The 18,105-nt window shown below is 74.4% G+C and carries 15 protein-coding genes and 1 tRNA gene; 4 read left to right on the plus strand and 12 right to left on the minus strand.

Annotation, left to right across the window (positions count from 1 at the left end):
- Positions 1-193: 193 nt before the first annotated feature.
- From NUM_RS13650 to NUM_RS13665, 4 genes are all read right to left on the minus strand, one after another.
- Positions 194-466, minus strand: a complete 273-nt coding sequence (locus NUM_RS13650) for a hypothetical protein (protein WP_207125200.1) — start codon at positions 464-466, stop codon at positions 194-196.
- Between the two features lie 412 nt (positions 467-878).
- Positions 879-2,318, minus strand: coding sequence for an FAD-dependent monooxygenase (locus tag NUM_RS13655; protein ID WP_207125201.1), 1,440 nt, complete (start codon positions 2,316-2,318; stop codon positions 879-881).
- The gene (locus tag NUM_RS13660; RefSeq protein WP_207125202.1) at positions 2,315-3,010 is read right to left on the minus strand and encodes a VC0807 family protein; all 696 of its coding nucleotides are present in this window, start codon (positions 3,008-3,010) and stop codon (positions 2,315-2,317) included. The genes NUM_RS13655 and NUM_RS13660 overlap by 4 nt, the downstream gene beginning before the upstream one ends.
- A 20-nt stretch (positions 3,011-3,030) precedes the next feature.
- Positions 3,031-3,714: a TetR/AcrR family transcriptional regulator gene (locus NUM_RS13665; protein ID WP_207125203.1), complete on the minus strand. Its 684-nt coding sequence runs from the start codon at positions 3,712-3,714 to the stop codon at positions 3,031-3,033.
- 94 nt (positions 3,715-3,808) lie between these two features.
- Here NUM_RS13665 and NUM_RS13670 point away from each other — a divergent pair, with 94 nt between their 5' ends.
- Positions 3,809-4,819: a 5,10-methylenetetrahydrofolate reductase gene (locus NUM_RS13670; protein WP_225918549.1), complete on the plus strand. Its 1,011-nt coding sequence runs from the start codon at positions 3,809-3,811 to the stop codon at positions 4,817-4,819.
- 21 nt (positions 4,820-4,840) lie between these two features.
- On the opposite strand, the gene NUM_RS13675 is transcribed toward NUM_RS13670, so the two are convergent.
- On the minus strand, positions 4,841-5,947 hold the full coding sequence (locus NUM_RS13675) for an alpha/beta hydrolase (protein ID WP_207125204.1): 1,107 nt from the start codon (positions 5,945-5,947) through the stop codon (positions 4,841-4,843).
- Positions 5,948-6,073: 126 nt separating this feature from the next.
- Here NUM_RS13675 and NUM_RS13680 point away from each other — a divergent pair, with 126 nt between their 5' ends.
- Together NUM_RS13680 and NUM_RS13685 are read left to right on the plus strand one after the other, a co-directional pair.
- Complete coding sequence (locus NUM_RS13680) at positions 6,074-6,811, plus strand: HAD family hydrolase (protein WP_207125205.1); 738 nt, start codon at positions 6,074-6,076, stop codon at positions 6,809-6,811.
- Between the two features lie 56 nt (positions 6,812-6,867).
- Positions 6,868-7,272, plus strand: coding sequence for an SRPBCC family protein (locus NUM_RS13685; RefSeq protein ID WP_207125206.1), 405 nt, complete (start codon positions 6,868-6,870; stop codon positions 7,270-7,272).
- Positions 7,273-7,356: 84 nt separating this feature from the next.
- On the opposite strand, the gene NUM_RS13690 is transcribed toward NUM_RS13685, so the two are convergent.
- The 7 genes from NUM_RS13690 to NUM_RS13720 form a co-directional block, all read right to left on the minus strand.
- Positions 7,357-7,432 (minus strand) — tRNA-Gly (locus tag NUM_RS13690).
- 107 nt (positions 7,433-7,539) lie between these two features.
- Positions 7,540-9,909, minus strand: a complete 2,370-nt coding sequence (locus NUM_RS13695; RefSeq protein WP_207125207.1) for a hypothetical protein — start codon at positions 9,907-9,909, stop codon at positions 7,540-7,542.
- Positions 9,906-11,717 (minus strand): hypothetical protein, encoded by a 1,812-nt coding sequence (locus NUM_RS13700; RefSeq protein WP_207125208.1) that lies wholly within the window; start codon positions 11,715-11,717, stop codon positions 9,906-9,908. The genes NUM_RS13695 and NUM_RS13700 overlap by 4 nt, the downstream gene beginning before the upstream one ends.
- A complete protein-coding gene (locus NUM_RS13705) occupies positions 11,714-13,015 on the minus strand; it encodes an ABC transporter substrate-binding protein (protein WP_207125209.1) in 1,302 nt (433 codons plus the stop codon). The genes NUM_RS13700 and NUM_RS13705 overlap by 4 nt, the downstream gene beginning before the upstream one ends.
- Complete coding sequence (locus tag NUM_RS13710) at positions 13,012-14,313, minus strand: ATP-binding cassette domain-containing protein (protein ID WP_308440569.1); 1,302 nt, start codon at positions 14,311-14,313, stop codon at positions 13,012-13,014. Before NUM_RS13710 ends, NUM_RS13705 begins: the two co-directional genes overlap by 4 nt.
- Before the next feature lie 64 nt (positions 14,314-14,377).
- Positions 14,378-15,574, minus strand: coding sequence for a hypothetical protein (locus NUM_RS13715; protein WP_207125211.1), 1,197 nt, complete (start codon positions 15,572-15,574; stop codon positions 14,378-14,380).
- A complete protein-coding gene (locus NUM_RS13720; protein WP_207125212.1) occupies positions 15,558-16,415 on the minus strand; it encodes a C39 family peptidase in 858 nt (285 codons plus the stop codon). Before NUM_RS13720 ends, NUM_RS13715 begins: the two co-directional genes overlap by 17 nt.
- Before the next feature lie 331 nt (positions 16,416-16,746).
- On the opposite strand from NUM_RS13720, the gene NUM_RS13725 reads away from it, so the two are divergent.
- Positions 16,747-17,718 carry an acetylxylan esterase gene (locus tag NUM_RS13725; RefSeq protein WP_207125213.1) on the plus strand — a complete coding sequence of 324 codons (972 nt, stop codon included), beginning with the start codon at positions 16,747-16,749 and terminating at the stop codon, positions 17,716-17,718.
- Positions 17,719-18,105: the final 387 nt, after the last annotated feature.

Consider the following 18,105-nt stretch of genomic DNA (forward strand, 5'->3'; position numbering starts at 1 on the left):
CCTCCGCAAGGCACTCTCGGTGTCCACAGCGTGTGATCGGCTACCGACCGAATGGTACTGGCGTGCCAGGTGCGTGCCCGGTGTCGGGGGATGTTCTCCCCGCCGCGTCCACCGAACGCGCGCCGGCGCACCCGGGCGCCGGCGCACGACGACGCCCGGCGGGCGTACCCACCGGGCGTCGTCGGAGCCTGCGTCAGCCGAGCAGCTGGTGCGCGAGCGGGCCGATCGGGCACAGCATGAACGGTCGGCCGCAGGAGCACTGGTCGGCGCCGATACCGGGCACCGTGACGCGATGGTGCGCTTCGATCACCTGCAGGACGAATCGCCGCCACCGTCGCGGGTCGTTCACCACCGGCCACTGGCCCGGCTCGGTACCGGCACCATCACGGGCGGCGCCGCCGGCCGGGCGGGTACCGGTGCCGCCGGCGAGCCCGCCGGCGGGCATGGTCTGGCGTGGCGCGGTCACCGGCGTAGCCGGACGGGCGGTTGTGGCCGCCGCGGCGGTTGCACCATGCGTGATCATCCTCCGACCCCCTGTTCGATAGCGCCGACACGAGCGTGGGCGCGTCGGGTGGTCCGCGTCGCCGCCCGGTTTCCGGGCGCCCCCCGACAACGGAGCAATTCCGAAGGGTATCTGTACAGCTACATGGTGTTATTTACGACCCGCCCGCACCACCGGTATCGCCGGAAATCACCCCGGCCCGGCGCGGCCTGCCGCCCTGGTCACCGTCCGTGCCGGTCAGGCGGCCCACCGGGCGATGTCGAACCGGTCTCCCGCCCGGCGGACCTTGAGCGCGCCCGGTTCGGCGAAATGCGCCGGAACAACCGGTTCGGTGTCGTCCGCCGCCCCGCAGCGGCGTCCGACCCGGTGCCGCCCGTCAGGTCCAGCGGGCGAGGGCGTCGGCGAGCGGTTCGTACCCGTCGTCGACCCAGCCGACCCGGCCGTCCGGCCGCACCAGCAGCGCCTCGTCGCCCCCGCCGGAGCCCGGCACCGGCGTCCCCGGACACCGGGCGCGCTCGCCGGCCGCCAGCACGATGGCGCGGCCGGCGTGCAGCAACGTCGGATCGAGGTCCGGCGCTACCCGGCCCAGCAGCGGATGCCGCCCCGGCAGCTCGTAGCGCAACTCCAACCCGGACACGAACCCGGCCAGGTACCGGTTCGCCGCCGGCAGCGCGAGCAGCTCCGTCACCACCTCGCGCAGCGCCACGATGTCCGGGTCGGGCACCAGCAGGACCCCCTGCGCCCGGGTACTGGCCAGCACCCGCGCGGCGACCGGATGCCGCTCGGCCTGGTACGTGTCGAGCACCGTGGCGTTGCCCCGCAGCGCCGCGGCGAGCTTCCAACCCAGGTTGAACGCGTCCTGCAGGCCCAGGTTGAGCCCCTGCCCGCCGGTCGGGGAGTGGATGTGCGCGGCGTCGCCGGCGAACAGCACCCGGCCGTGCCGGTACCGCTCGAGCTGGCGGGAGGCGTCGGTGAACCGGGACGCCCAGCGGATCGTGGCGACCGCCGGCAGCGCGCGGCGCAGCTCGTCGAGGGTCACCGGCGCCTCGCGCGGCAGCGTCTGCTGCTCGGGCCCGGCCACGACCGCCCGGTACACCCCGTCGGTCAGCGGCAGCACCTCGGCGACGGTGCCGTCCGGCCGGTCGAACCGGGGCAGCCGCCACGAGCCGGACGGCGCGTTCTCCGACTCGGTCAGCGTCACGTCGGCGACGACCGCGGACATTCGCGCGTCGCGCCCCGGAAACGGCACCCCGAGCAGCGACCGCACCGTGCTGCGCCCGCCGTCGCAGGCGACCAGGTACCGGCAGCGGAACTCCGCATCGTCGTCGCGCCCCGACCGCCGACCGCCCGTCCCGGCGTCCCGACCGCCGTAGGTGCCGACCCGGTCGGGGTCGGTCGATGCCTCGGTGCGGACCACGACCTCGTCGGGACCGGCGTCGACCGCGACGACCGCGTTGCCGCAGCGCACCGGCACGCCGCGCTCGGCGAGCCGGCCCGCCAGGTACTCCTCGACCCGGGCCTGCGGGATGCCGAGCTGGCGCTCGCCCCACGGCGTGTAGTCCAGTTCGATGCCGGCGAAGTGACCGGCCGGGATCTCGTCGATGGCCCGCTTGCGCACCGGCTCCAGCATCCCGCGCAGGTCGAGGACCTGGGCGGACCGCGGCTGCAGGTTCAGCGCCTTGGACTGCCCGGAGCGCTCCGCGAGCTTCTCCAGCACGACGGTGGACACGCCGGCCAGCGCGAGCTCGTTCGCCAGCAGCAGCCCGGTCGGCCCGCCGCCGACCACGACCACCTGGTACGACTCCGCGCCGGTCATGCGCGCAGGTCCCGACGCTTGGTGTAGAGCACGTGGAAGACCATCAGCGGCGCGATGATCGCCGGCCAGATCAGCTGCAGGACCAGCGGCGCGATCCCCAGCGGCAGCACGAACGCGGCGGCGACGTGCAGTACCGCGTTGAGCACGGTGGCGAGACCCCAGACCACGGTCAGGACCCGCAGGCCGTGCCGGAACCCCGCGTCGGTGTCCCATCGGCCCTCCCAGGCGCGCAGCCCGTCCGGGCCGACCTTGGTGAGCACGAACGAGCGGTACGCGACCATCAGCCCGGGCCGGCCGTACAGCACCGAGGCGAGCAGCCACAGCCCGACGATGCCGACCAGCAGCCACAGCCACGAGTCGCGGATCAGCAGCGTCCGCGGGTCGCCGGTGAGCAGCGAGATGCCGACCCCGGCGGCGATCAGCACCAGGACGAACAGGGACGGGTAGTCGACCACCCGGCGGCGGACGAACCGCACCACCATGACCAGTACCGGCACCGCCGAGGAGACCACCAGCGCGGTCCACAGGCTCGCGCCGAACGCGCGCAGCCCGTACAGCACGGCGAGCGGTGCCACGATGTCGAGCACGATCGACACGATCGGTGCCCACCGGGCCGGAGACCGGCGGCGCGGTACGTCCGGCGCGCCGGATGCCGACGTGGAACCCGGGGTGAGGACGGTCGGTTGGCTCATCGGATCCTCCTTCGCCGACCTCATCGGTCGGTCCGTTCGGTGCCGCGGTCGGCTGCCCGCCGCGGGTGCCGGGGCTCGTCGCCGGATCCGGCAGGGGTGAGTCGGGGTGCGTCGCCGGGTGCCGGGTCGGCGCGGGTGACGCGGTCGAACAGCTCGACCAGCTCGCCGGTGTACGCGGCGTGGTCGACGTCGGGCTGCATCGCGACCGCGTCGATCGCGGCCCGCAGCACGGTCGCCATCACCTCCGGGTCGAACCGGCGGAACACGCCCTCCCGCTGCCCGGCGCGGAAGAAGTCGATCGCCACCGCCCGCGGGGTGTCGGAGGTGGTCAGCCGGTCGTCGTTGCGGGCGCCGGCGAAGATCTCGACCAGCGCCCGGATCCGCGTCGGGTGGTCGTGCAGGAACTCCAGGTTCGCCGTGATGTACGCGGCGAGCGCGGCGCGGCGGTCGGCCGTGGCGGCGATCCGCGGCTGCACGTACCGGGTGGCCTCGCCGAGCACCGTGTCGACGACGGCCTGGATCAGCTCGTTCTTGTCCTCGAAGTGGTACGAGATCAGCCGGGTGCTGCTCAGCCCGGCGTGCTTGGCGATCCGGCCGAAGGAGCACTGCGCGAAACCGGCGGCCGCGATGACCTCGATCGCCGCGTCGACGATCTGCGCGCGGCGGGCCTGTGCGGCGAGTGACCGACCATCTGTTACCTGCATGAGTAAGAAGTTACTCAATCAGGTAACAGGCGTCAAGTGCTGCCCCGGATCGGGGCCGATGATCTTGGTGGGACGGCTCGGTAGGGTGTCCGCCATGACGACGCCCTCGCGCCCGGTTCCGCCGGCGAACACCCGGTCGACCGGATCGGCGGCGGCGGCCCCGGCCGGCGCGCCGGCGGCCTCGCTGGCCGAGCGGCTCGCCGCCGGCACCGGCGGGATCCTGCTGCTCGGGCTGACGCCGCCGCGGCGCAGCGCCACCGCCGAGCAAGCCGCCGAGATCGCCGACGTCACGCTGCGCCGGCTCGCCGGGCTCGACCTGGACGGGCTGATCCTGTACGACATCGACGACGAGAGCGACCGCAACCCGGACGAGCGCCCGTTCCCGTACCTGCCGACGATGGATCCGGCGGTCTTCCACGCCGAGCACCTCGGCGCCTGGCCGCACCCGGTGATCATCTACCGGTGCGTCGGCAAGTACCGCGCGCCGGACCTGACCGACTGGCTGCGCTCGGTCGACCCCGGCCGGGTGCTCAGCGTGTTCGTCGGCTCGTCGTCCGCCGACAAGCCGGTACACACCGGGCTCGCCGAGGCGCACGCCCTGCACGACGAGGTACGCCCGGAGCTGGAGCTCGGTGGCGTGGCCATCACCGAGCGGTACGCCCAGCGCGGCGACGAGCACCTGCGGATGCTGGCCAAGCAGTCCCGCGGCTGCCTGTTCTTCGTCTCCCAGGTCGTCTACGACGTCGACACGACCAAGAGCCTGGTCTCGGACTACTACTACGCCTGCGCGGAGCGCGGGATCGCGCCGCGCCCGGTGATCTTCACGCTGTCGGTGTGCGGCTCGGCCAAGACGCTGGCGTTCCTGCAGTGGCTCGGGGTCAACGTGCCCAAGTGGCTGGAGAACTCGCTGCGGCACTCCGCCGACCCGCTCGCCGAGTCGTACCGGCGCTGCCTCGCCACCGCCACCGACCTGGTCGAGTTCTGCGGCGAGCTGGGGCTGCCGTTCGGCTTCAACGTGGAGAGCGTGTCCATCCGCAGGGCCGAGATCGACGCCTCGGTCGCCCTCGCCGCCGACATCCGCGGTCTGCTCGCCTCGTCCCGCTGACGGGCCCGCCCGCCGGGGGGCTCAGCGCACGGTGCGGTCGCGTCCCAGCAGGATCGCGGTCAGGTTGGTCAGCGACTCGGTGCCGGGGGCGAAGTACTGGTCGTGCGCGTGCACGCCGGCGGTGCCGAACACGTGCGCGCCGAACTCCGGGTCGGTCGGCGCGGTGCCGTGGCCGACGCCGAGCAGCTGCACGTCGGGTACGTCGCGGATCCAGTCGTCACCGGCACAGCCGGCCCAGACCCGGGCCCGGGTGTGCAGGTCCGCGGCCCGGTCGACGCCCATCCCGGGACTGCCGACCACCGCGACGTCGCCCACCTGCGGCGGGAACCGGTGCGCGGCGAGACCCGCCACCACGCTGCCGTAGCTGTGCCCGACCACGGTGATCGCGGCGCGTGGCCGCACCGTGGCCAGCCCGGCGGTGAACCGGACCAGCGCCGCCGCGCCGGCCCGGGCCAGCTCCTCCCGGGCCGCGCCGCGGCCGAGGTCGGGCGGCGGCCGGTACCCCAGCCAGGCGACGACGGCCACCCTGGCGGCCGGCGCCGTCGCGGTGGCCTGCCGGTACAGCTGGGCCGCCTGCGCGTGCGGCGACCGGTAGGGGTGCGCCGCGGTGGCGCGGTCGAAGGTGGCCGGCCGGTTGCCGACGCCGGGCACGATCACCGCGATCCGGTCCGCCCGGCTCAGGTCGCCGAACACCTCGGCGACCCGCCCGCCGGCCCGCTGGTCGAACTCGATGATCTGCCGACCCTGCGCCGCCCAGCCGGCGAACTCGCCGCCGGCCGCGCCCATCGCCGCCCGGTTCGCCCGGTACCGCAGCCGCACCGGCGCGCCGTCCAGGTTGCCGACCACCGACGGGTACCGGTCGGTCAACGCCACCGCGTCGTGCCGGGACAGATGGCGGAAGAACGCGGCCACCTCGGCGGGCGTCGCGGTACGGGGATCGGGTAGTGCCCTGCCGTCGACCCGGTCGCCGAGCCAGGCCCGGTCCGCGGTGGTCACCGGCATCGACGCGATCGCCGGGCCGGGCGTGAACAGTGCCGTCGTCGCCGGTAACGCCAGCGCCAGCCCGGTCGCCGAGAGCAGTGCGGCTCGTCGTACCCATCGCCAGACCGGTCCCTGCCGCTGCCGCACACACCCTCCACGCGCCCGATTCGTCGTCTTCGGTCCGACCATGGTGCCGCACCGGCGGCGGCAGCCCCGAACGGCCCCCGCCGGCTGAGAGATTCCGCGGGCGGCGGGCCGGTAGCGTGGTCGATCGTGCTCACCACGGTGTTCTTCGACCTGGATGCGACCCTCGTCGACTTCGGCCCGAATGCCTGGCGCGGCACGGTGCGGGCGGTGTGCGGCGGCCTGGCCGCGGCCGCGCCGGGGCTGGACGCCGCGGCGCTCGCGGACGCGTACGTGACGCGCTACGTCGCGCGGGCCCGTGCCGCCGGACCGGGCGCACAGCATCCGCCCGGGCCGATCCCGTCCGCGCGAACCGCGTGGCTCGGGCTGTGGCGCCAGGCGCTCACCGAGTGCCGGCACCCCGAGCTGGCCGAGACGGCGGTCGACGCGTACATCGAACGGCGCCGCACCGACTACGCGCTGTACGAGGACGTGCTCGGGGCGTTGGATGAGCTGCGCGCCGCCGGCCGCACGATCGGCGTGATCACCAACGGGCCGGGCGACGCGCAGCGCGCCAAGATCGCGGCGACCGGGCTGGCCCGGTACCTGGATCTGGTGGTGATCTCCGGTGAGGTCGAGACGGCCAAGCCGGGCCGGGAGATCTTCGATCTCGCGGTGGGCCGGGCCGGATCGACGGCCGACCACGCCTGTCACGTCGGCGACAGCCTCGCCACCGACGTGGCCGGTGCCCGGGCCGCCGGGCTCGGCGCCGCGATCTGGCTGGACCGTACCGGCCTCGTCCCCGCGCCGGGCGCCGACGCCCGCGCGTACCGGATCGACACCCTGCGGGCGCTGCCCGCCCTGCTGCGCGACCTCGACGGCCACTGAGCCGGCCCCGGGCCGGCCCGCCACGAATGTCGGTACCGGGTGGCAGGGTGGCGGGTATGACCGACCAGACCAGACACCTCGGGGTGGCGATCGACCGCCCCGCGCCCGAGGTCTACGAGTACGCCGTCGATCCGCGCCACCTGACCGAGTGGGCGTCCGGGCTGGGCAGCTCGGTCGAGCAGGTCGACGGGCGCTGGTTCGTGCGGATGGGCACCGACCGGGTGGAGTTCGCGTTCGCCCCGCGCAACGAGTTCGGGGTGCTCGACCACCGGGTGACGACGCCGTCCGGGCAGGTCTTCGACAACCCGATGCGGGTGATCGCGAACGGCGCGGCCCGCTGCGACGTGGTGTTCACCCTGCGCCGGTCGCCCGGGATGACCGACGCCGAGTTCGACCGCGACGCCGGCCTCGTGTCGGCCGACCTCGCCAGCCTCAAGAAGATCGTCGAGCACCGCGACTGATCGGCGAGCCGAGAGGGGCCGGCCGGCACCGAGAGCGGGCGGCAGGCAGCGAAAAGGCCCGACCTGCCTGGTCGGGCCCCGAACTGGAGCGGACGACGGGATTCGAACCCGCGACCCTCACCTTGGCAAGGTGATGCGCTACCAGCTGCGCTACGTCCGCGTTGCCCGGCAATCGTAGCGCACCACCCCGGGGCCCCGCCCGACCGGCCCGAGCCGACGCGTGCCCGCCGGTGACCCCGCTCAGCCGCCGAGCCGGCCGGCGGGGTGTCATCGGGTCAGGGCGGCGCGGTAGCTGTCGAGCTGGCCGACCAGGTCGATGTCGGGGGAGCGCTCGGCCAGATCCCGGGCCTCGGCCAGCCGGGCGAGGGTCGCCGCCCGGTCCGCCGCCGGGTTCGCGCAGAGCAGGTCCGCCTCGGCCAGCGCCCGCTGGATCGCGAGCGCCGGGTCGGCACCGTGCAGCAGCCGGACGTGCGCGTCCTGGAACAGCTGGTTGGCCCGGTGCGGCGCGGTGTCGAAGCACAGCAGCCCGAGGTCGTGCAGCACGCAGGCCTCGCCGCGGACGTCACCGGCCCGGCCGAACTCGCGCAGCGCCGCCTCCAGCCGCGCCTGCGCCTGCCGCCGGTGGCTGAACCTGCCGTCCCCGCCGCTGTGCAGGTACGCCACGGCCAGCGCGAGGTCGGCGCGGCCCCGGCCGGCATGGTCGGACCGGCGGCGCAGCTGGCGACCCTTGGTCGCCCGGTACAGCGCCGTGGTCGGGTCCCGGCCCAGCTCGGCGATGCCCAGGTTGGTACTGACCTGCGCGCCGCCGCGCGGTCGACCGGGCCCGCGCTGCGCCTCGTACAGCCGCTGCTGCGCGCCGAGCTGGTCGCCGGTGGCGCGCCGGATCGCGGCGACCTGGACGAGCGCCCAGGCGCGCCCGGCCGGTTCGCCGTACCGGTCGGCGAGCAGCTTCATCGAGTGCGCCACCCGGTACGCCCGGGCGGTGCGGTTGCTGTCGCCGAGGCCGCGGTAGTCGCCGGTCGACTCGTACCAGCGGCACAGCGCCGCGGCGATCGCGGCCACCGCGCGCAGCCCGGCGCGGGTCGGCCCGGGCGGGCCCGCCTTGCGCGCCGGGGTCTCGGCCGCCGGCTCCGGCGGCACGATCGACACCCAGCGGGTGACCAGCGGCACCAGCGTCGTCTCGTACTCCGCGAACCACTCGCGCGCCGCCGACTCCGGCAACCGGTCGGCGTACTGGGTGGCGAGCTCGCCGTAGTGCCGCAGCAGCCGGGTGAGCGCCCGCTGCGCCTCCCGGCGCACCGACCGGCGGGACCACTGCACGTACCCGGTCAGTGGCGGCACCCAGTCGTCGGCGATCAGGTACCGCGGTTCGGGGCTGCGGTCGTCTGCCGCGGTGGCGGCGCCGAGCGCGTACCCCTGGCGGATCTGCTGGCGGTGCCGGAGCTTGCGTAGCAGCTCGTAGACCTCCGCCTGGGCCTGCGGGCGGTGTGCCAGCGCGGCCAGGCCGGCGAGGTCGAGCTCGACCTCGGCGACCACCGCCATCCGGCGCAGCAGCCGCAGCTGCACCGGGTGCACCAGCTCGAACGTGCGCCAGCAGGCCCGCCAGACCGCGTCGTTGACGGTGGTGTCCGGCAGCCAGTCGCTGAGCCGGTCGTCCGGCTCGATGTTGCGCGCCAGCAACCGGATCGCGGTCGGCTGCTTGCCCAGCTCGCGCACGATGGTCGTCGCGTTCTCGTTGCCGGACAGGTCGCCGCGGTCGGTCTCCCGGCCGAACAGGTCGACCGCGTCCTCGTCGCTGAGGCCGGTGACCTCCCAGGTGAACAGGTGCGGGTACGCCGAGCGGATGCTCATGCCGGTACCGGCGATCACGGTCAGGCCGCGCGGCGCGGTGGCGGAGACGAACGGCTCGACCTGCTCGTCGTGCTGCACGTTGTCCAGTACCAGCAGGATCTGCTCGGTGTGCAGCGCCTCGGTGATCGAGGAGTCCGGCCGGCCCAGGTGTGCGAGGACCGCGTCGACGGCCTGCTGCGCGGTGAACGGATGCTGCGGCCCGGACCGCAGGTCGACGTACACGGTGCGGGCCGCCGGGTACTTGCGGGCGCAGGCCACCGCGACCGCGGAGGTGCCGTAGTTGGGTGCGCCGTACAGCACCAGGATCCGGCCGTCGGCGATCTCCTGCTCGACCTCGTCGCACAGCGCCTCCCGCCCGACCAGCTCGGGCACCTCGGGCAGCTGGCCGTAGACGGGTACCGCGCGCCGGTTGAGCCCGCGGAGCCGCCGCCGTTCCGGTACCGGGGGAGCCTCGCCGGGGACCGCGTCGGGTTCGGCGGCGACGGCCGCCTGCGCGTCGGCGGCGAGCGTGGCCACGGTGGTGGCGGTCAGGGCCGCGGCGTCGGCGTCCGGATCCGGTTCGGGCTCGGGTTCCAGCCGGGTCCGGTAGCGCATCTCCAGCAGCAGCGACAGCGCCACCCCGAACAGCACCGCGAGCAGCGAGTTGATCAGCGACGACTCGGTGATCAGGTTGGCGCCCAGCGCGGAGGCCAGCTGCGACACCAGTTCGGCCGCGGCCAGCGGCAGCACGAACCGGGCGAGACGGCGGATCCGCTGTCGCCGCAGCCTGCTGCGCTCGTCGGTCATCTCTTCGTCGGCTTCGCTTGCCAGTTGCCGGACACGCCGGCCATCAGCAGCCGGACGATCTGCTTGCGCGCCACCATCACCGCCACCAGGGGTACCACCGAGAACAGTACGGTCGCGGCGGCGACGTGCCCGGTGCCGGTGGTGTAGTACCGCAGCTGGCCGAGCAGGCTCAGCCCGATCGGCGACAGCTGCGGCGGCGCGAACAGCAGCCCCACCGCGACGTCGTTCCACACCTGCACGAACTGGAGTACGCCGGCGGCGAACAGGTTCGGTCCGACCTGCGTCAGGGTGGCCCGGCCCGGGCCGGCCGCCTCGGCGCCGTGGTGGATCGCGGCCTGCCGCATCTGTTCCGGTGACAGGGAACCGAAGGCGCCGTACAGCAGGGCGGTGGTCAGCGGGATGCCGAGCGCCAGGTGCGCCAGCACGAACGCCTGGCCGGTACCGGACAGCCGGGCCGCGCCGAGCGTCTGCACCAGCGGGATCGTGATCGCCTGCACCGGTACCGTCGCGCACACCACCACGACCGTCAGCAGCGCGCCGCGGCCGGGCGGGCGCAGCCAGCCCAGCGCGTACGCGGCGGGGCCGGCGAACGCCACCACCAGCACCGCGACCAGCAGCGCGAACAGCCCGGTACCGAGGTAGTTGCCGAGCATCCCGCCGGCGCCGAGCACCTCGCCGAACGACGCGAGCGACAGCGCACCGGACAGCCCGTGGGCGGCCAGCGTCGCGTCCGCGTGCAGCGAGGCGAACACCAGCAGCAGCGCCGGGATCAGCCACAGCACGATCGCCGCCACACACAGCGCCTGGGCGAGCCGGTGCCGCAGCCCGGAGTACCGGGCGGGCAGGTGCCGGTCCCACACCGTGACGTCGACCGGCGGCATCCGCCACTGCGCCCGGAACGAGATCAGCGGCAGCACCACGGTCAGCGCCAGCACCGCGAACCACAGGACCGACAGCGCCGCGGCCGGGCCGGCGGTCGGCCCGGCACCGTACCGCCAGACGTGCAGCGCGAGCACCTCGCCGGCCGGCTGGCTGGAGCCCGGTACCAGCGCGAGCAGCAGGTCGAAGCTGCGCGCCGAGAACAGCCCGGCCAGACCGACCAGCAGCGCGGCCACCCGGCGCAGGATCGGCCAGTACAGCCAGCGGTAGACCTCGCGGCGGCGGCCGGTCTCGGCCATGATCATGGACACCTGCTGGCTGGGGATCGCGTCCAGCACCCGCCGGAACACCACCACCGACAGCCCGAGGTAGGCCCAGACGAACGCGGACATCATCGCGAACGTGACCAGGCCGGGGCCGAGCGCCTGCGGTGCGTCCACCCCGATCAGGCGGCTGGTCAGCGCGGTCACCAACCCCCGGCTCGGATCCGGGTCGTACAGCAGCCGGAACGCCACCGCGGTCGCGAGCATCGGCAACGCCATCGGCGCCACCAGCAGGACGGTCAGCACGCCGGCCCGGCGGACCCGGCGGGACACCACCGCGAGCAGGTAGCCGACCGCGGTCAGTACCACCGGCACGGCGACCGCCCAGGCCAGCGTGCGCAGCAGCGCCCGGCGGGCGAGCGGGTCGGACCAGGCGTCGGTGAAGTTACCCAGGCAGACGCCGCGGCAGCCGATGGTGAGGCTGTCGACCACGGTGCGGATCGCCGGCCACACCAGCAGCCCGCCGACCACCAGCGTCGCCGGCGCGAGGTAGAGGTACGCCCGGCGGGTCTCCGGCCGGATCCGGTCGCGCCGGGTCGGGCCGACGTCGTCGAGCACCAGCAGTCGGTCGACCGGCCGCATCCGGGGCGTCGGGGCGGCCGTCACCGGGCCACCCCGGTCGCCAGGTTGAACTGGTGCACCGCCTCGCGCACGGCCGACTCGACCGGCCGGCCGCCGGTGACCGCGCGGAAGAAGTCGGACAGGATCAGCCAGCTGCCCTTCCCGTCGTCCCCGATCAGCTTGCCGGTCAGCTGGTCGGACAGGTCGAACTGGACCTCCGCGGTCGGGTCGTTGATCTCGTCCGCGAGCTGGTTGAGCCGCGCCTCGGGATAGACGATGGTCTGGTTGCCCGGGTACGGGGCGACCAGGAAGCCGGCGTCGGCCCACGGCACCGCCGCCTGCTTGGTGGTCAGGTAGCTCATCAGCGACCGGCCGGCGTCGCTGTCGCGCAGCAGCACCGCGACGTCACCGCCGACGATCTGCGGCCGCGGCCGGTTGCCCACCCGCGGGAACGAGAAGTACGACGGGGTCTCGCCGGTGTGCAGGCCGGCCACCACCGGTGCGACGAAGTCGCCCTCGAACAGCATCCCGGCCCGGTGCTCGCCGAACACCTGCGCCACCGACGCGTCGAACGGGGTGAGCAGCGCGCGTGCACCGCCATACGGCAGGGCGCCGGGCAGCGACCACAGCTGACCGAGGCGGCGCAGCGAGTCGTGCACCAGGGGGACGTCCCAGTCCGCGTGCGGCGCGGCGAGCAGGCCGTACTCGCTGCCGCGCTCGTCGGACTCGGTGAGCGAGGCCAGCACGTTCTCGAACCAGTCGGTGAGCACCCAGCCGTCGGCCGCGCCGATCGCGAGCGGCGCCTGGCCGCGGACCGGCCAGTGCGCGACCAGCTCGACGAGCTCGTCCCAGGTCTTCGGGGGCTGTTCGAGCCGCGGCGCCTCGCCCCGGCCGGGGAACAGCGCGGCCTGCCGGTACCAGAGCAGCGACTTGTGCGCCACCTTCAGCCAGCAGCCGTACAGGTTGTCGCCGGCCAGGCCGGCGAGCGACAGCCAGAAGTCGTTGAGGCCACCGCGGAACGTGCCGACCGGCAGCGCGACCAGGTGGCCGTCCGAGGCGTACCGGGTGATCAGCGACGGCTCGGAGAACACCGCAACGTCCGGCCGGTTGCCCGCCGCCAGCCGGGCGGACAGCATCGCGTCCACCCCGTTGCCGTTGGCCACCACGATCCGGACCGGGTGCCCGGTGCTCGCGGTGAAGCCGGCCAGCACCGCGCGGAACGCGGCGAGTTCCGGCCCGCCCCAGGCACACACCACCTCCAGCCCGTGCCCGCCGCTGGCACAGCCGGTCAGCGGCAGTGCGGTGGCGGCCGCGCCGGCGGCGAGCAGGGTGCGGCGCTTCACGACGCCACCTCCGCCCCGTCCGGCGGTACCGGCGTCGACGGCGCGGCCGCATTCAGCGGTACCCGGATCGCGCGGCCGGGCGTGGCCGACACCCGCACCCGGTGCCCGACCGGTACCGGCGTGCGCAGCCGCAACAGCCAGTCCCGGCGGCCGCCGGCGACGGCGCGGACCCGGTGGAAACGGGGCCGTTCGTGGCGCCCGAGCACCTCGACGACCAGTTGACTGCCGCGGGCCCGGCTGGCGGTGCCGGTGCCGGTCGTGGCGGGCGCACCGACGACCATCCAGTCCGCACCCGGCGCGGCGGGGCCGGGCGCGCCCCACTCGGTCGGCCAGTCGTCGACCGGCACGACCAGCATCGGGTCGCCGTAGAGCACCGCGGCCGCGTCGACCGAGCCCGGCCGCGCCACCATGGCCGGCGGACCCTGCGTGACCACCGTGCCCCGGTAGCCGACCACCACGACCCAGTCGATCGCATACGGGTCGGTGCGGGCGCGCAGCAGCCCGGGGCGGTCGGTGCACAGCAGTACGGCGAGGTCCGGCCGCTGCGCGCGGGCCTGGTCGAGCAGCTGGACGTACGCGCCGTCCGGCTCCTGGCCGCCGGTGGCGTCGACCACCAGTACCGGCCGGCCGTGCAGCAGCGCCCGGCCGAGTGCGGTGAGCATCCGTTGCGCGGCGCTGACCCGGTCCGGCACGTACCGCTCCACCGCGGAAAGTTGGAAGGCGCTCAGCATCCGGTCGACCTGCTCGCTGTCCTGGCCGTACCGCCGCCAGCGGATCCGCCGGCGTTCCAGCCAGCCGGCGGTGGACTCCTCCCGGGCCCGGATCTCCTCCCGCATTCGGGCGCCGAACAGCATGTTGCGGCGCAGCGACAGCTGCGGGATCAGTCCGCCGCCGGACGGGACGAACGCGCACGGCGCCTCGTCCGCGGACCACTGGTGCGCGCCGAAGCTGATCCGGCCACCGGCCGGTTCGTCCAGGCCGACCACCGCGCGGGCCAGCCGGGTACCGCCGAAGCCCGTCTCGCCGATCACGGCGACCACCTGTCCGGGGGCGACCGTGCAGCTCAGGCCGTTGACGGCCCGGCCCGGTACCCCGCCCGTCGCGGTCGGGGCCAACTCGAGATCGGTGAGCTGAAGGTCTGGGCACATGCCTCGCATCCGGCTGGGTGTGACAGCTGTCCGAGGTCCCGAGGAGGGGACCGTCGGTCCGTCCCGGCCGGCTCCGCGCGTCGCACCGGCGGAGCCGGGAAGGCACACCCTAGTCGAATATCGGACATCGTGATGTCGACCGCACGACATCGACGATGCTGGATCCGCCCGGCGAAACCGGGCGGACCTGCGTAGACGGCTAAAGGTGCGGCGGTCAGTGACAGCCGGGTAACGGAGGGAGTTCGCTGACCCGGACCAGGCTCGGTGCCGCGGTCGCGCCGCCCTTCGCCGCCGGGGCGTACCCGACCGCGAGCGCGTCGCCGGTCGCCTCGGTGTAGCCGTACCGCGGGGTCAGCTTCGTGAACGCGCCGGTGCGCAGGTCCGCCGCGAACTGGGCGGTACCGTCGTCCCACGTCACCAGCGGTCCCGCGGCGCGGACCCACTGCACGTTGCGGCCGGTCGACACGTGCCGCACCCGCACCGGGTTCCGCCAGCCGGGCCGCCATGCGTACAGGGTGCGCACGTCGGCGCTGACCCACGCGGCCACGCCGCCGGCGGTACCGACGATGAACGCCGGTCCGCGCACCGCGGCGAGCGTGGCCGGCAGCCTCGCCGGCGCACCGTCGGCCAGCCGTACCGCGTGCAGTTCGGTCAGCGCGTCCGGGCGCGGCGACTCCGGCCACACCAGATCGCCGTCGAACAGGAACGGCGCACCCGGATGCCCGGCCCGCACCACCTCGTCGGTACCGGTGGCGAACGAGTACCGGTGCAGCGCGGTGGTGCCGTCGGCGCGCCCGGCGGTCCAGGCCGCCACCCCGGCCGCCACCACCGGGTACAGCAGCGGGCTCGGCACCGGGTTGCCGGCCGTGTCGACCGCGTTGCCGGCCAGCCGCCGCGGCGTGCCCCCGGTGACGGAGTCCCAGCCGTACAGGGTCCAGGCGGACAGGTCGTTCGGATTGTGGCTGACCGAGAAGACCAGGTACCGGCCGTCGAACGCGGCGCCGTAGAGCTGGTCGGTGTCCGGATGCGCGAGCGTGAGCACCCGGGTGCGCCGGCCGTCGCGCCAGAACACCACGGTGCGCCCGTCGCCGTTCCGGTCGTCGAGCACGGCGGTGTCGCCGTCCGCGCCGACCGCGTGGACCACCAGCGTCTCGCCGGCGCGCTGGGGCAGCCGGTCGCCGTGCAAGGCCCGCTGCCAGCTCGCCGGCTGGCCGACGGAGCAGAAGTCGGCCGCCGGCGCCGCGTCGGGTACCGCGGTGGCGGCCGGGGGAGTGGGGCTCGCGCTCGGGGTGCGCGATGCGGCCGACCCGGCACCGTCGTGCGGTGCCGGGTCGGCCGCGGTGTCGCAACCGGCGAGCAGCAGTGCCGCCACCCCGCCGGCCGCCAGCCAGCGCCTACCAGACGTAGCCACGGCCACCGTTGATCGTGGTGATGGTGGCCGACGACATGGTCGAGTAGGCCGGTACGCCGGACGACCAGGAGATGCTCCCGGCACCGTGCACCGAGTCCTGGTAGCGGGTGTACTTACCCGAGCTGGAGTAGCCGCGCATCGTGTAGTAGTGGAAGATCTCCTGGTTGCCCGGGTGGCCGACCAGGTGCGGCCCGCCGGGTACCTCCCAGGCGTCGCCGATCAGGTCCCAGCCGTTGTTGATGTCGGCGACCAGCCGGGTCTGGTAGGTCGACTTCTCCTTGCTGGTCGGGTCGTACGACAGCCCCACCGGGTAGTAGGTGGCGCCCTGCCCGTGCAGCTTGTAGGTGAGCACGTCGGCGACCGGATAGCCGGTCTGGTACGCCTTCGGTACCGCGGCGTTGGCGCCCGACCAGCCGGTGCCGTCGACGGTGGTGCGCAGCAGCTTGGCGGTGCTGCTCTGGCTCAGCGACACCCCGCGCACCTTCAGCGCGCCGGCCACCGCGGCCGGGCCGCACCAGTAGTAGGTCTGCTGCGCCTGCTGGGTGCCCGTCAGCGACTTGGCCGTACTGGCCGCCGTCGCGCCGGGCCGCGCCGCCTCGGCCCGGACCCGGGCCATGGTGCGCTGCGCCGCCTCGGTGCGGCGCTGCAGGCCGGACCGCGCCGCCGCGCTGAGCGGTACGTGCGGGTCGTTGTCGTGTGCCGCCTTGTACGCGGCGGCCGAGTGGGTCGGCTGCTCCGGCGCCACGCCGATCGGCGCGGCCGCGGCGGGTACCGCGGTCAGCGTCGCGACCAGGCCGGCGCCGGACACCACCGACCACAGAAGTCGGGTACGAACTGCCACAAGGTCCTCCCCCGGGGGCCGCCGGCACCCGGTGCCGGCACGCGGTCGTACGGTCCCGCCGACAGACCGGCGGGCCGGTGCGGGGTGGGCGGTACGCGATGCGATTCCGTCGTCACCCCGCGTCCTCGACGCTAGACGTCAACTGGAGGTCGAGCCGGACGTTCCCACTATTTCCTACCTTCGGGGCAGGCGTTCGCCTCGGCCACACCACTGGCAGCACCGTGGCGGTCTCTGAGAGGCTGTCTCCCGGTCGCGGCCGGCCCCAGCGTCGTCGTCCGGTCGCCGGGCCACGGTGCCCGATCGCGGGCAGTACGACGAGAGGCAGAACGACATGCTGGTGGACTGGCCACTGGAACGGCTCCGGGACTACCGCCCGGAGCGCACCGAACCCGCCGACTTCGACGAGTTCTGGGCGGGCACCCTCAAGCAGGCCAGGGCGAAGGCGAGCCCGGCCACGTACGCCCGCCACGACGCGGCGCTCGCCACCGTCGAGGTGTTCGACCTGACGTTCTCCGGTTTCGACGGGCAGCCGGTCCGCGGCTGGTTCCTGCTGCCGGCCGGGGTCGAGGGCTCGCTGCCGTGCGTGGTGGAGTACATCGGCTACAACGGCGGTCGCGGCCTCGCGCACGAGCGGCTGGACTGGTCGGCCGCCGGGTACGCGCACCTGATCATGGACACCCGTGGCCAGGGCTCGAACGGCTCGACCGTCGGCGCCACCCCGGATCCGGACCCGGTCGGCCTGGCCAACACGCCGGGCTTCATGACCCGCGGCATCACCGACCCGGACAGCTACTACTACCGCCGGGTGTTCACCGACGCGGTCCGCGCGGTCGAGGTCGCGCGCGAGCACCCGCGGGTCGACCCGGACCGGGTGATGGTCGCCGGCGCCAGCCAGGGCGGCGGCATCACCATCGCGGTCGCCGGCCTCGTCGACGGGCTGTACGCGGCCATGCCGGACGTGCCGTTCCTGTGCCACTACCGGCGCGCCACCGAGATCACCGACAAGAACCCGTACCACGAGATCACCCAGTACTGCCGGACCCACCGGGACCAGACGGAGCAGGTCTTCGCCTCGCTGGCGTACTTCGACGGGGTCAACTTCGCCGCCCGGGCGAGCGCCCCGGCGCTGTTCTCGGTGGCGCTGATGGACGCGATCTGCCCGCCGTCGACCGTGTTCGCCGCCTACAACCACTACGCGGGAGCGAACCGGGACATCCGGGTCTGGCCGTACAACGAGCACGAGGGCGGCGCGGCGTTCCAGCGCGCGGAACAGTTGCGTTACGTTCGCGACCTGCTGCACTGACCGTCCGCCGATCGTGGCATGGTGCTGGTCATGATCCAATCCAGCACGCTGCCGACCGGTTCCCGCGGGGGCCGGGATGAGTGACGACATCCTCCGCGAGCTGGCCCGTACCGGTCGATTCCGGTACGGGCTGCCGCGCGACGTGACCGTCTCGCCGGACGGCGACCGGGTGCTGTTCCTGCGGGCCGCGTCCGGCCACGACGCGACCACCTCGCTCTGGCAGCTGGACGTGGCGACCGGGGCGGAGACGCTGCTCGCCGACGGGGCCGCGCTGACCGGCGGCGAGCTGTCCGCGGCCGAACGGGCCCGGCGGGAACGCAGCCGGGAGAGCGCCGCCGGCATCGTCGGCTACGCCACCGACCGGGCCGTCGACCGCGCCGTGTTCAC

The sequence above is a fragment of the Actinocatenispora comari genome (assembly GCF_017312725.1).
Taxonomy (GTDB): Bacteria; Actinomycetota; Actinomycetes; order Mycobacteriales; family Micromonosporaceae; genus Actinocatenispora; species Actinocatenispora comari.

Coding starts and splice junctions, on each gene's coding strand:
- NUM_RS13655 (WP_207125201.1), bottom strand. CDS start 2,318: ATGACCGGCGCGGAGTCGTACCAGGTGGTCGTGGTCGGCGGCGGGCCG.
- NUM_RS13660 (WP_207125202.1), bottom strand. CDS start 3,010: ATGAGCCAACCGACCGTCCTCACCCCGGGTTCCACGTCGGCATCCGGC.
- NUM_RS13665 (WP_207125203.1), bottom strand. CDS start 3,714: ATGCAGGTAACAGATGGTCGGTCACTCGCCGCACAGGCCCGCCGCGCG.
- NUM_RS13670 (WP_225918549.1), top strand. CDS start 3,809: ATGACGACGCCCTCGCGCCCGGTTCCGCCGGCGAACACCCGGTCGACC.
- NUM_RS13685 (WP_207125206.1), top strand. CDS start 6,868: ATGACCGACCAGACCAGACACCTCGGGGTGGCGATCGACCGCCCCGCG.
- NUM_RS13695 (WP_207125207.1), bottom strand. CDS start 9,909: ATGACCGACGAGCGCAGCAGGCTGCGGCGACAGCGGATCCGCCGTCTC.
- NUM_RS13710 (WP_308440569.1), bottom strand. CDS start 14,313: ATGTCGTGCGGTCGACATCACGATGTCCGATATTCGACTAGGGTGTGC.
- NUM_RS13725 (WP_207125213.1), top strand. CDS start 16,747: ATGCTGGTGGACTGGCCACTGGAACGGCTCCGGGACTACCGCCCGGAG.